This is a genomic window from Methanobacterium bryantii (genome assembly GCF_002287175.1).
In the GTDB taxonomy this organism is placed as follows: domain Archaea; phylum Methanobacteriota; class Methanobacteria; order Methanobacteriales; family Methanobacteriaceae; genus Methanobacterium_D; species Methanobacterium_D bryantii.
Genome location: NZ_LMVM01000037.1, coordinates 168,027 through 181,676, shown reverse-complemented (window position 1 = coordinate 181,676; position 13,650 = coordinate 168,027). Strand labels below are relative to the sequence as shown.

At 34.0% G+C, this 13,650-nt stretch carries 15 protein-coding genes and 2 tRNA genes; 4 read left to right on the top strand and 13 right to left on the bottom strand.

Annotated elements, in window-relative coordinates:
• Positions 1-481: 481 nt before the first annotated feature.
• The 8 genes from phoU to ASJ80_RS12840 form a co-directional block, all read right to left on the bottom strand.
• A complete protein-coding gene (phoU, locus tag ASJ80_RS12875) occupies positions 482-1,165 on the bottom strand; it encodes a phosphate signaling complex protein PhoU (RefSeq protein WP_069584174.1) in 684 nt (227 codons plus the stop codon).
• Positions 1,166-1,167: 2 nt separating this feature from the next.
• Positions 1,168-1,620, bottom strand: a complete 453-nt coding sequence (locus ASJ80_RS12870) for a DUF2226 domain-containing protein (RefSeq protein WP_069584175.1) — start codon at positions 1,618-1,620, stop codon at positions 1,168-1,170.
• Between the two features lie 45 nt (positions 1,621-1,665).
• Positions 1,666-2,334 (bottom strand): phosphate signaling complex PhoU family protein, encoded by a 669-nt coding sequence (locus ASJ80_RS12865; protein ID WP_069584176.1) that lies wholly within the window; start codon positions 2,332-2,334, stop codon positions 1,666-1,668.
• Between the two features lie 63 nt (positions 2,335-2,397).
• Positions 2,398-3,153, bottom strand: a complete 756-nt coding sequence (gene pstB, locus ASJ80_RS12860) for a phosphate ABC transporter ATP-binding protein PstB (RefSeq protein ID WP_069584177.1) — start codon at positions 3,151-3,153, stop codon at positions 2,398-2,400.
• A 1-nt stretch (position 3,154) separates the two neighbouring features.
• Positions 3,155-4,009 (bottom strand): phosphate ABC transporter permease PstA, encoded by an 855-nt coding sequence (pstA, locus tag ASJ80_RS12855; RefSeq protein ID WP_069584178.1) that lies wholly within the window; start codon positions 4,007-4,009, stop codon positions 3,155-3,157.
• Between the two features lie 39 nt (positions 4,010-4,048).
• Entirely contained in the window at positions 4,049-4,921 is an 873-nt protein-coding gene (gene pstC, locus ASJ80_RS12850; protein ID WP_069584179.1) for a phosphate ABC transporter permease subunit PstC, read from the bottom strand.
• 409 nt (positions 4,922-5,330) lie between these two features.
• Positions 5,331-6,146: a phosphate ABC transporter substrate-binding protein gene (locus tag ASJ80_RS12845; RefSeq protein ID WP_369802126.1), complete on the bottom strand. Its 816-nt coding sequence runs from the start codon at positions 6,144-6,146 to the stop codon at positions 5,331-5,333.
• Between the two features lie 135 nt (positions 6,147-6,281).
• Positions 6,282-7,106 (bottom strand): phosphate ABC transporter substrate-binding protein, encoded by an 825-nt coding sequence (locus tag ASJ80_RS12840; protein ID WP_069584181.1) that lies wholly within the window; start codon positions 7,104-7,106, stop codon positions 6,282-6,284.
• Between the two features lie 190 nt (positions 7,107-7,296).
• Between ASJ80_RS12840 and ASJ80_RS12835 the strand changes: the two genes are divergently transcribed.
• Positions 7,297-8,082: a citryl-CoA lyase gene (locus tag ASJ80_RS12835; protein WP_069584182.1), complete on the top strand. Its 786-nt coding sequence runs from the start codon at positions 7,297-7,299 to the stop codon at positions 8,080-8,082.
• A 274-nt stretch (positions 8,083-8,356) separates the two neighbouring features.
• Positions 8,357-8,632 (top strand): 2TM domain-containing protein, encoded by a 276-nt coding sequence (locus tag ASJ80_RS12830; RefSeq protein WP_338036876.1) that lies wholly within the window; start codon positions 8,357-8,359, stop codon positions 8,630-8,632.
• A gap of 48 nt (positions 8,633-8,680) precedes the next feature.
• On the opposite strand, the gene ASJ80_RS12825 is transcribed toward ASJ80_RS12830, so the two are convergent.
• The 5 genes from ASJ80_RS12825 to ASJ80_RS12805 form a co-directional block, all read right to left on the bottom strand.
• Positions 8,681-9,598 (bottom strand): phosphate signaling complex PhoU family protein, encoded by a 918-nt coding sequence (locus ASJ80_RS12825; protein ID WP_069584184.1) that lies wholly within the window; start codon positions 9,596-9,598, stop codon positions 8,681-8,683.
• Between the two features lie 8 nt (positions 9,599-9,606).
• Positions 9,607-10,275, bottom strand: coding sequence for a hypothetical protein (locus ASJ80_RS12820; protein ID WP_095652095.1), 669 nt, complete (start codon positions 10,273-10,275; stop codon positions 9,607-9,609).
• Positions 10,276-10,761: 486 nt separating this feature from the next.
• Positions 10,762-11,568 (bottom strand): metallophosphoesterase family protein, encoded by an 807-nt coding sequence (locus ASJ80_RS12815; protein ID WP_069584186.1) that lies wholly within the window; start codon positions 11,566-11,568, stop codon positions 10,762-10,764.
• 145 nt (positions 11,569-11,713) lie between these two features.
• Positions 11,714-11,786 (bottom strand) — tRNA-Thr (locus ASJ80_RS12810).
• 78 nt (positions 11,787-11,864) lie between these two features.
• Positions 11,865-11,947, bottom strand: a tRNA-Leu gene (locus ASJ80_RS12805).
• Positions 11,948-12,293: 346 nt separating this feature from the next.
• On the opposite strand from ASJ80_RS12805, the gene ASJ80_RS12800 reads away from it, so the two are divergent.
• Together ASJ80_RS12800 and ASJ80_RS12795 are read left to right on the top strand one after the other, a co-directional pair.
• On the top strand, positions 12,294-12,470 hold the full coding sequence (locus ASJ80_RS12800) for a 4Fe-4S binding protein (protein ID WP_069584187.1): 177 nt from the start codon (positions 12,294-12,296) through the stop codon (positions 12,468-12,470).
• Complete coding sequence (locus ASJ80_RS12795) at positions 12,467-13,642, top strand: NAD(P)/FAD-dependent oxidoreductase (RefSeq protein WP_069584188.1); 1,176 nt, start codon at positions 12,467-12,469, stop codon at positions 13,640-13,642. Before ASJ80_RS12800 ends, ASJ80_RS12795 begins: the two co-directional genes overlap by 4 nt.
• The last annotated feature ends 8 nt before the right edge of the window (positions 13,643-13,650 follow it).

Genomic DNA, 13,650 nt, shown 5'->3' with positions numbered 1-13,650 from the left:
GAAGTGTATGTCTTACTCCAATATATAAATTTTGTTGATTAGAACATATTGTATGAATAAATTGTAATTATTGTATTATAGTTAGTATAATAAAAATTTTTAGATCGCTACATACTCCACTTTTAATATTAAATACTAAATCAATGAAAATCGATTATTATCCTACTTATAATATTAAATTAGTTAGAATACAACAAAAAAAGGATATACTCTAAATTTCAGTATTTTTACCACACATTATGACTTAATAATTAGTATATTTTACATAACCCTATTCTAAATTAATAAACTGTCCTCATTTAAATAAATATAGTAAATAATTAAATAGAGGCAATGAAAATTACTAGTTTAGATGATTAATTTAGAGAATAAATACATTTAAGAGCCTATTTTAAATATAGTTGGTGTAAATTAAGTTATAAAAAAAATGAAATATGTGCCTAAAGCACATATATTTAGACAGAAAAAACTCTTTTCGATCTTATTTTTTTAATTCAAGTCTTTTAGGTTTTTCACAGGTTATCATAAAGATTGTTCTATCCCCGAGACTTACCGCACGATCAGCAATTCGTTCAAGGAATCTTGCAATGAACAATAAATATATCATATAAGATATAGAATCCTTATTTTGAAACATACTGCTTGTAACATTCTCAAGGGACTGATCAAATAAATCATCCACTTTATCGTCATCATGCCTCAGTTCTCTTGCCATGTCCATGTTCTGATCGATAAATGAGTATAAACCTTTACTGAGCATCATCTGCACAAGGTTAGCCATATGGTTAAGATCTTCCATAGACCTCGCTGGAATTTCTTCACCTTTTAAATTTTTAGCGGCTTCAGCAATATTTACTGATAAGCTACCTATCCTTTTCAAGTGACTACCAACCTTAATACATGCTTCAATAAATCTTAAATCCATTGCAACAGGCTGTTCTGAAGCAATGATACTAATGCATTTCCTTTCTAAATGAAAACTCAATTCTTCTATTTTATCACGGGATTTAATAACACCATCCAACAGATCTTTATCATAGTCATTAAAAGCTTTGATTGCATCTTTATGTGCCTGGATTGCTATCTGTCCAATTTCATTTACATCTTCTTTTAGCTCTTTTAGCCTTTTTCGAAACAGTATCCTAGGATATTTTTTTCTTTCCATTTTTAATCCTCCGTCTTGGACTTATAATCTTTTATTAAATTATCCACATCAATTACAGATGGTTCATTTATCCTATACTTAGACAACAGTTCTTCACGAGAATCGGTGGTATTTAATCCAATTTTATCCCAAAACATATCAATACGTATAGGTAATGATAATTTACACTCCTCATTCAATTCAAGAATAGTTTTAAACAGTTTTTCACCTGTTTCATATATCTCAATTTTTGACTCGTCGAGGATTTTAACTTTTTCCATTGCATCGTTTTCATAAAGTTCATTTAAAGATTTAGCATTTAGATACCAGGCACCTACAACTAGATCATCACTTAAAAATAATATAGACTCATAATTTTCATTTAAAACTCTCATATAACCTGATAAAGGTAGATATGATTTATCAAGTTTGTTTCCGCACAGTTTATTCTTAGGTTCATCTGATGGGAGCCACATCTAAATCATCACATACTATTTTGTATAATTTTTAAATATTAATTTTTACTTCATTAATACATTGTAGAATACTTTATGGTGTACAACCTTCATTCCTATTATAGAGTAAGCTATCCTGTCATCCATCCCCATTATATGATGCCCCATACTTAAGAGATTCCTTCCAATAAGGATTGAGTACATTGCAGCAGTTGAAGAATTGTCATCACCATATTCTAAAAACATCTGATTATAAAAATCCTGAAGAGCAACGAAATTTTTAGTTGAACGTTTTAGAAGCTGTATATCCTCACTTAAAAGTGATCCAACTCCGTCTTTTAGCATGTTTTGCACTGTTTGAGACATGAATTTAATATGGGGCGGTTTGTATGAATCTGAACTTTTTTCTGCTGCATCTATAGCGTATCTGGATATATATGCTGAGAGAGTGTTTATTCTCTCAAGTTCAGTAGATGTTCTTAAAATTGCAGCCCCCAGTCTTAAATCTCTAGCAACTGGTTGATGCAATCCAAGTATTTTCAAACATTCATATTCAATATACTCGCTCTTTTTGTTTACTTCACTGGTAGCTTCAATTGTTTCTTTTGCTAAATTAATATCTTCCTTTAAGAAACTGCCAGTAGAATTTTTAATCATATCTACTGTTTCATTGCTGTAATCTAAAAGATCACCGCTTATTTTTTTTAATTTATTCTCCAGTATCATCCCATACATTGCTTCACCTTTAGTGCATACCCCATTAAAGAGATGGGCACATTAATTAAATAAAAAATTTATTTAACCAAATCTACCAGTTATATAATCTTCTGTACGCTTATCTTCAGGCTCTATGAATATTTTATCGGTGAGTCCGCTTTCTACGATTTCTCCATGTAAGAAAAATGCTGTGTATTTAGAAACCCTTGTAGCTTGCTGCATGTTGTGTGTAACAATGATTATGGTGTAATCATTTTTCAGTTTGTGAATTAAGTCCTCTATTTTTGTTGTTGATATAGGATCAAGTGCTGATGCAGGTTCGTCCATTAATATAACTTCCGGATTTACTGCAATGGTCCTTGCTATACATAGTCTCTGCTGCTGACCTCCTGAAAGTCCCATAGCTGATTTATCCAGCTTATCCTTGACCTCATCCCACAGTGCAGCACCTTTTAAACTTTCTTCAACTCTTTCAGCCAGTACTGATTTATCTTCAATTCCATGTACCCTGAGACCATAGGCTACATTATCAAATATAGACTTTGGAAACGGATTTGGCTTTTGAAATACCATTCCTACCTTTTTTCTTAAGTCAACCACATCTAACTTTGGATCATAAATATCCTGGCCGTCTAAAAGAACACTTCCATCCAATTTGAATGTATCAATAAGGTCATTCATACGGTTTAAAGTACGTACAAATGTTGATTTTCCACAACCAGAAGGTCCTATAAGTGAAGTAACAGTATTTTTATGGATTTTAATGTTGATATCCTTTAAAATATGTGCTTCGTCAAAGTAAACGTTTAAGTCTTCAACTTCAATTCGATAATCCATTCTATCGCCCCATCATCTTTTTAGAGTATCTTTCAACTAATGTATTTGTAACAACGGTTATTATGAGAACTATAAGCACCAGTACAGCTGCAGTTCCATATGCATTGTCAAGGGATATACCCTCAGTTGCTAAAATATAAAGGTGCAGTGGAAGAGGCCTTGCTGGATCAAAAATGGAAATAGGAACAGATAGTGCCGCGCCTACTGCAAACATAATTGCGGCTGCCTCTGAAATAGCCCTTGCAAGTCCAAGTATCACACCAGTAGTAATCCCTGGAACTGCTGCAGGCAAAACAACATTATAAATTGTTTGCCACTTGGTAGCACCTATTGCAAGACTTCCTTCCCTGTATGATGCAGGTACAGCTTCCAGTGAAACTTCAGCTACCTGTAATATTGTAGGGAGCGCCATAATTGCCAGTATTAAACCACCAGATAGTACACACCATCCAAGTCCAAGATAGACAACAAAAAACGCCAGCCCAAATAGCCCATATACAATTGAAGGAATAGATGCCAGTGTTTCTGCTCCAAATCTTATGAGTTTAACCAGATTATTTTCTCCAGCATATTCTGAAAGGTACACTGCTGCCCCAACACCAAGAGGGGTCGCAATAATAACTGCTAAAAATGTCACGTATAAACTTGACACTATCATTGGGAATATACCTCCAGATTTACCAGAATCTACAGGGTTACTGAATATGAAACTCATATTTACAACAGGTAACCCCTTATAAAGTATATACCCTATAATAATGAGCAATAGAATAACTGTTAATATCCCTGATGCCCAAAAGACTCCTTTCATAATCCTTTGAGACATTTTAGGAGACATTATTTTAATATTTAACATTTAAACCACCTAAATAGATGTATAAATCCTGATTAAGCATTATAAATATCCTCCCCCGATTACAACCTTCTTCTTATAGTGGAAGTAGTTAGCTATTATAAGAAGGATGATTATCATGATAAACAGAACTATTCCTGTTGCAAACAGTGCACTGTAATGTAATCCAGTTGCATAACCCATTTCAAGGGCTATATTTGATGTTAATGCTCTTACTGGGTCAAATATTGAATTTGGAATCTGTGCAACATTTCCTGCAACCATAATCACAGCAAGTGTTTCACCAATTGCCCTGCCCATTCCAAGTATTATTGCAGTTATAATTCCAGGAATAGCTGCCGGAAAAATAACATTCCTTATTGTTTGCCAGTGAGTTGCACCAAGTGCAAGAGATGCTTCTTTATATTCTACAGGAACAGACTTTAATGCGTCTTCAGATATACTAATTATTGTCGGAAGAACCATTACTGTAAGAATTAAAGATGCAGCAAGCATGCTGAAACCAGTCCCCCCAAAATATACCCTCATAATTGGGACAAGTACTATAAGCCCAAAGAATCCGTATACAACAGAAGGTATACCTGCGAGAGTTTCAATAACTGGCTTTAAAATCCTTCTCACTGTACGAGGTGCAAGTTCTGCCAGAAAGATTGCACAACACAATGATAATGGCACTGCAAATAGCAGTGAAAGGGCAGTTATACCCAATGATCCAATGATCATTGTAAAAACACCGTACTGATCCTCAGACGGCGACCAGTTCATTCCAAATATAAACTTCAAGATTCCAATCTGATCCATTGCTGGGAAACCTTGCTGGAATATAAATCCTATGATCAGAACTATCACTACAATGGACAAAATGGCCATTATGAAAAGCCCCTTTTCCACTAGAAATTCTTCATATTTCTTCATTTCTTCAACCTCAAAAAACCTGTTAAAATCTCTCAAAATCTTTGATTTTGGGATTCAGGAAAATTACATTTTCCTTCAACTCTCAAAATTCTTTGAATTTTTCTCCTGCTATGTTCCTCAAACATCGAAATTACAAATTTCGAATGTTCAGAAAAATGTTAACTGATTTTTGACGTTTGCGAAATCTTTCATTTCGCAACTGTAAAATTTTCAATTTTTACACAGCAAAATTAAAAATTTTGCATGTTCAGCATTTTTCTTCAACCACAAAAATTTCCAATTTTTGTGTTGGGAAAACTACATGTATTCTCCTCAACTCGGAATTTAACTTAAATAAATTTGACTATTATTTTAATTTTTTAGTATTCTACAAACTTCTTGTAAGCACATTCCAGATTACCATACAAATTTACATATTAACCGGAACAATATTCTGGCTCTTTACTATAGCCTGTCCTTCAGGACTTAATGTAAAGTCAATGAAGTCTTTAACTGTTCCCTGTGGTTCCCCTTTAACCACAAAAAGGAATGCAGTTTGTAGTTTATAAGATCCATTTGCCACGGTTTGTGTTGAAGGGCCAACTCCATTAATTTTTAAAGCTGTAACATCGCTGCTCATATGAGCTAATGAAACAAATCCTATTGCACCTGGATCCTGTTTAACTACCTGTTTAACAGATTCAGTTGAACTCTGGACCACTGCATCAGACTTGATTTTCGTATCGTCCATTATTAAATTCTCAAAAGATGACCGTGTACCTGATCCTTCTTCCCGGGTTACAACATGGATCTGTGTGTCAGATCCTCCAACCTGGTTCCAGTTTGTAATAGCACCGTTGAAGATACCTCTAACCTGTTCGGTACTTAATGTGGTTACATTGTTGTTGTTATTAACAGCGATGACAATACCTTCTTTTCCTATTTCATATTCTATAAGCCCTTCTTTTTCCTGTGGCGTTAAATCTCTTGAACTTGTACCTATTTCAGTTATACCTTGTGAAACACTGCTTACACCTAAACTGGATCCTCCACCCTGCACGTTTATTCTAACGTTGGGATGCTTTTCCATGTAAGCATCAGCTAATGCCTCAGCTACAGGTTGTACCGATGTAGAACCTGCAATTTGTATTCTTTCATATTGACTTGATGGGATAATTGTTAGATAAGCGATAATTATAATGATGGCAATTACTATTCCATACTTGTATTTCCGATTCATGTTCATCACCTTGAGTTACTCTTCTTCTTTGGAGTATTTAAATATGAAGTGATGAAGCAACGAATCAAATTTACATGATAAACTTCTCTTTCATGCCTTTAAATTATAAATAAACAAAAAAGTAGTGGTTTTAAAAACCACTTAGCTAGAAGTCATTGGAACTGCTCCAGCTTCTTTAACTATTTTTTGACCTTCAGCACTCATTGTAAAGTCTATAAAGTCTTTAACGATGCCAGTAGGTTCGCCTTTAGTTAAGAAAATGAAGGGTCTTACTATTTTGTAAGTATCATCACTTACTGTTTGTTCTGAAGGAGCTACTCCATTGATTGTAACTGCTTTAACATCGTTGCTAAGGCTTGCTAAGGATATGTATCCTACAGCGTTAGGGTTTCCTTTAACTGCCTGTAAAACAGCTTCTGTTGAACTCTGAACAATTGCATCGCTTACAATTTTAGTTCCATTTTTACCGCCCATTACTATGTTCTGGAATCCATCTCTGGTACCTGAACCATCTTCTCTGGTTATAACACTGATGGTACCTGATGAACCACCTACTTTGCTCCAGTCAGTGATATTTCCACTGAATATATCTTTTGTCTGGTTAACTGTAAGTGCACTAACATTATTATCGTTGTTTACCACAACAACAATTCCATCTTTTGCAATTTGAGTTTGTACTAATCCTTGTGCATCACTATCTTTAGGTTTGGAAGATGCTGTACCGATATCCGCTGTCCCTTGCTGAGCGCTTGTGATACCTACAGATGTACCTCCACCCTGTACATTTATTTTAACATCAGGATGTTTCTCCATGTAAGCTTGAGCTAACTTCTCTGCCACTGGTTGTACGGAAGTAGAACCAGCAATCTGTATTGTTTGTTGATTTGAGCTTCCTGCAAGTGCAAAGTAAGCACCAATTATTACTACTATGGCTACTATTATTCCAATCAAATATTTTGAATTCATTTGATTCACCTCATCCTATAATAAAGGTTCCCCCCTATTTAAAGGTTCCTATTTGTGTATAAGTTATCACATTATAGGAACTAAGCCATTTTAGGCCCCAAGAATTATCCCCACAAATATCACTAAATGTGTCCCATATTGCACTAAAAGCGTTAAATTTAAATAAATTCATATTGTATAAATATCCAACATGATAACGGAAGATGTGTTAAAAGATATATTCAAACCGAGGATTCTAAAATGGAGAACCTCCATAACAAAAGTTGAGCCCAATAAATTAACCACAAGGGGTTATTTACAGGAAGATCTTATAGGAAATATATCTTTTGCCGAAATGATACACCTGCTCATAAAAGGAGAGCTACCTTCCAAAAACGAAGCCCAAATGTTAGGGGCAGTTCTGGTATCATTTTGTGACCATGGCGTTACTCCTCCAAGTACACAGACTGCTAGGATCATGGCATCTACAGGATCTCCGCTGCATGCATGCATTGCTGGCGGCCTTCTTGCATTTGGTAAAAACCATGCAGGAGCAATAGAACATGCCATGAAAACTCTCCAAGACGGAATTAAAAGAACAGAAGATGACATTAATAGAATTGCAGAAGAAATAGTGAGCCATTTTTTAAAAAATAATGAAAAAATATGTGGTTTTGGACACAGATATCACAATGAAGACCCAAGAGCGCCAAGGCTGATAGAACTTGCAAAAAAATACGGGTGCTTTGGTAAACATTCTGAACTTGCCACTGTAATTGAAGATCTGCTCTTTGAAAAAAAAGGTATTCGAATGAATATTGATGGGGCCAACGGGGCAATTTTATCAGATATGGGGTTCAACTGGACAGTTGGAAGTGGTATGTTTATGATTGGCCGATTACCTGGTATTTTAGCACATGTAAATGAAGAAAATACAAGAGAATCCCCATTTAGAAAATTTTTTGAAATTGACGAAATTTACTACGACGGAGTATAACCCGATCAAAATCACATTCTTTTGTCAGTTAAATATCCAGTTTAGTAAAGAAATCCCTATTTTTAAATACCGGCACCTATTTTGATTTTTTTAACCCTACAACACATTATATTATTTTTAATCAGACTATAAAACTTATTTAACAAAATAATCTTTTTAATAAACTCCCTTTTTTTTAAAACAAACTTTAAATGCCTTGAAACATATATAATAAGTTGTATACTACTCCATAATTTGTACAATTCAAAGAGGGGGTTTACAAAATGGTTGATGAATCATACAAAAAGATGCATATATCCGAGCTAAAAGAAGAGTTGAAGAAGTGAGAGGTTTTTACTCACATTTACTTAGTTATATCGTTGTGAATACATTCCTGGCAATCATTAATTTCTTTACAACTCCCGGTTTCTGGTGGTTCCTATTTATATCGTTTTTCTGGGGAATAGGTCTTGTTGCACATGGATCATCAGTTTTTATGAAAAGAGGAATCTTCTCTAAAGAATGGGAAGAGCGAAAAATCAAAGAATACATGGAAAAAGAGAAAGAATAATACACATCTCTTTTTTAATTTAAATGAAAATAAATTGTCAAAAGTTAGTTATTTTAAATTAGATAATTTAGGATTCCGTCTAAATCTTTCAGGAGTTGTAGTTCGAGGTATATTTTCATAAAATTCCCTTGAAACATCTATTATTTCAATAGATATATCCCCAATTCTTTCAAAAGCCTTAACTACCCTTGATAAAGACAAATAATATGTTGAACGTTCAGTATCGTCAAAAGACGCTTCTGCCATTTGAGTTGCAATGCAGTTTAATGCTTTTTTCTGCAAAGCATGTATTTTTTCTTCGTAATCCATTACTTTACTCTTTAATTCAAGTTTTTCATTTAAGAAAATATCCATTGAGTAATTAACCATTTTCTTTGCAGTTTCATACATTTCCCCAAGATATAAAAGCATTTCAGAATCAACTTCATATGATTCCTTCATTGTAAAATTAGCAAATTGGCAGGAATGATCTCCAATACGCTCTAAATCATATGCTACCTCACTGAAAGCCATTGTTTTACTGAATTCTGAAGAAGGGTTCATAGATAAAGCCATGTCTACAGAAGTTCTTACTTTTTCATGCATGTTATTTGTAATATAGTCCATATTCAATGCTTTACTTGCCAGCTCATCATCATAAGTTGAAAGAGCTTCAAAGGACCTGTCAAGCTGTTTACAAACATGATTAGCCATATTCTTAATCATTTCTTTGATATATAATGTTCCAGCATGTTCCCTTGATGTTTTTTCTTCTTCAAAAACTTCTGAAAATTCATCGAACTTTTTTAAATCAAGAGTGTATGCTCTCTTTACAACCCCCTTAGTTATAAGAGGTTGAAGCAGTTTTGTAACGTATCTCCGAGTTATTCCAAGTTTTTCAGCGATTTCATCCTGAGTTGAGGGATGTTCATACAGGATGATATCCAGTATCGCTTTTAAAGTGCTATTTTTTGTTTTCTTAGTCATAATATCATCTAATAAGTATTACTATCTTTTTCATGGCTAATTACTATCGATTCCTGAATTATCGATAAAATCACATAGGATAGCGCTGCAATAACTGCAAGCGAAATTACCAGGCCAAAATCTGCGAAAAGATTCGCATATAATTTTACAAATGGTGAATGTGTATCTACAAACCCATTTAAAAGTTTGATTATACCAACTGATAATATTATGTATCCGTATGATCTTTTTATATTCTCCGATTGTATTATCGGGTAGATCCCCATAATTAGAAGTCCAAGACCAATTGTTCTAAAAAGAGTTCCATCAGTTGCATGTTCCAGATAATTGAAAATTTGCTCTGGTTTCCAGTATACAGAAGAGAACAAATAAATTAACTCAACAGCAACTATAACTATAAGAGGAAACACGTAAACTATCCTAGTTTCAATTTTGTTTGTGTTTACACTCTTTTTTATATTTGCAATATTTTTTGTGTTTACATCCTTTCTGGTATGTACACTCTTTCCCGTATTCACATTTTCAAGCGGTTCTTTTATAAAATGAGACATTACCTGATAGAGCATTGCCCCAATAACTGCACCAATAACAGTTCCACCTATTCCAAGTTTGGTGGTAGTAAGTGCAACTATTCCTGAAATTACACCGGCCATTATGACATCTAACATTTTTGACATTATATCACATTATCAGTTCTATTTTCTCCTTTTTTGCATAAAAAGCATTTAATTAGTTAGTATATATCTTTGAATTTTAAGGGATCTCAAATACTTTTATGTTTAGATTTTTACCTATTAAATATTAAGATCAGTATATTTGTTTTAAAAGCTGTTTTGATTAAAATACTTTTTAGTATTGTTTATTTTATCTTTTATTAAACAGCTCCCAGATCAATTTAATTAAAATAATTTCAGAGCAAAAGTTATTAAATCTCAAATCTTCAAATGTAGTGAAGTTTAAGCTAAGCTATATGGTTACTGCTATGTATCCACAGCCCTTAATAAATAATTATTCCAGAATTATGCCCCACTTGATACCAAATGTTTTAAAATTACTGCTGTTCCTTATTAAAACAGCAAATTACCAGAAAGAAGGAATCAGATTTTATTTCATCATATAACAAGTTAAAAAGATAAAAAAGAAAATTTAAACTAAATTACCGTTTAAATTACAGGTAGTGAATTATGTTTATATGAACATATCACATACTCTTCTTTTTCAACTTTTACAGAGTAATTAGCCAGTTCTCTTTTATATCCTGTTTCAGTATTTATTAAATTGACAAGAATCTGGTCGTCTTTAATGATCAATTGATTGTGTGACGGATAAGTATGGCCCCTCAGTTTTCTGGTTGTTGCAGTTCCTGAATTTAATGTAACCATTTTTTCTATCATCCAAACATTAGGAACATGTTTATGTCCGTTTAAGACAAAATCAACTCCCGAATCTCTGAAAACACTTAATAAGTCTCCAGAATCAAGCAAAATATTTCTTTCTCTTCCAGTTTGAGGTATAGGAAGTAAGTGATGATGGAAAGTTACTATTTTACACATATCACTTGGTATTTTATCGAGTTCACTTTTAAGCCATTCCATCTGATCAGTTCCTATCTGCCCGTCGTTTATATCAGGTTCTGATGAATCCAATCCAAGGATAGCAAATCCACAGCTTTTGTCCATATGTAAAAATTTCCTTTCCCCAATCTGCTTTTCAAAATGGAGCAATCCCACATTTCTTGCGTCATGATTTCCCGGAATTATATGGACTTCAGTTATTGCCCGAAGTTCATCTACAAATGCAGCCGCATCGTTGTATTCATGGACGTAGCCTTCTGTAGTTAAGTCTCCAGCTACAATAATAAGATCCGGATTTTCATCTTCCAGCTGCTTTATTAAATTATTTTTTAAGTCATGGGAGAAGTTCTTCTCACCAAAGTGTACATCTGATAACTGCGCTATTTTCTTTTCCATTACTGTCACCTAAATAAAGATAATTATTGATAAATAAATTTACCACGATATAAACTTTACCAGAATTAGTTTTCCAAATAAAATGTAAAGTTTTTAATTTAATTTCTGCTTTAATTAAAGTCAAAGAGAAAAATAGTATGATTAAAGCCCTAGGGGGGATTCGAACCCCCGGCCTATGCCTTACCAAGGCATCGCTCTACCGGCTAAGCCACTAGGGCAGATTTATAGTTTTTATTGTTATAAATGAGAATAGAGTCCTATTTTTAAAACTTCTTTTTTAAATAATTAGGTTTAAGTGCAGGGGATGGGATTCGAACCCACGAAGGCCTACGCCAGAGGATCTTAAGTCCACCCCCTTTGGCCGCTCGGGCACCCCTGCATAACATAGAAATTATTTGATGTTCTATATAACCTTAACGGTTTTAATAAAAGTGATGTTAAATTCATTAAAATTAAATCCAACATTTCTACTTAAAACCCGTATTACATAGGTACACTATATAATAAACAATCTGGTATTTAAGTTTTTAGTATAAGAGTTCAAAAATTCCGGCACTCTAAATGAATATCATATTTTCACCCAATTTTATTCCCCCTCAATATGGCAAAGAATTTAGGAGCAAATTATTATTTAAAAGCCTCAAAAAAGTATATATACACTAATTATACAATATTAAACATATAGTTATTTTTTCTTAGCTACTGTCTTAAATCGGTGATAAATAATGGAATTCAACACTGAAAAATGCGGATGCTGTGGAGCTTGCATCAGTGTATGCCCCAATAGATCTTTAGAACTTACAGAAAACAGAATAATCATAAATAAAAACAAATGCGACGACTGCGGAAGATGCACATATGTATGTCCTCTTGGAGCATTTTACATAGAGGGGAATGTATGAAATATGACGTAGTTGTGGTAGGGGGACGTATAGGAGGTTCTATTTCATCACTTTTTGCATCTAAAAACGATGTAGACGTTTTAATGATTGAAAAGCGTCAAGAAATAGGAGTTCCAGTTCAATGTGCTGAAGGAACAACCCATTCTACCTTCGAGATCCTGGAAATGAAACCCTCCTCCAGATATGTCTGTGCTGAGGTTGAAACAGGTACGATTCACGCACCTAATGAAACATACATCAATGCAGAAGATTTAGTAGAATTCAACAATTTAGACAAAAACATAGCTAAAGGGTATATCTTAGACAGGAAAGTGTTTGATAAACATCTTGCCATTGAATCAGCAAAAGCTGGGACTGATATAATGGTTAAAACCACAGTGAAAGACCTTATGAAAAAAGACGGCAAGATCTGTGGAGTAGTAGCCAAACATATGGGAAAAACGATGGAAATAAAGGCAGATGTGGTCATAGCTGCAGATGGTGTTGAATCAAACATGGCACAGATGGCAGGGCTCAAGGCACCAGATAACCCTATGGATATTTGTTCATGTGCCCAATATGAATTGGTATGTTCTGATTTTGATCATGATAGAGTACATCTTTATTTCGGAAGAAATATAGCTCCAGGAGGATATGCATGGGTATTTCCAAAAGAAGAGGGAACTGCTAACGTAGGACTTGGGATAAGGGGCCCATCAGAAACTGCTTATCAGTATCTTAAAAAATTCATATCAAAATTCAATGCCACACCAGTAGAATTAAATGTTGGGGGAGTACCGTTATCTGGACCTATCGATAAAACTTATACTGATGGTTTTCTGGTAGTGGGAGATGCAGCCAGACAGATTGATCCTGTAACTGGGGGAGGGACGTTTACAACAGTCCCATGTGCAAGAATAGCAGGTGAAGTTGCAGCAGAAGCTGTAAAAGAAGAAGATACTTCTGCAGCTTTTTTAAAAAGATATGATGACGCATGGCGGGTTAAAATCGAGGATATATTAAAGATGTCCCTGAAATGCAGGAAAGTTGCAGATAAACTCACAGATGACGAAATGAATGCCCTGGTAGAATTTCTAAATAACAGTAAAGGGAAAGAAATATCTAAAATAGCCTTTATTAAATTTTTAGGAAAACATCCGCGCCTTTTAAGGCTTGTAAAAGATCTTTTGTGACGCTAATC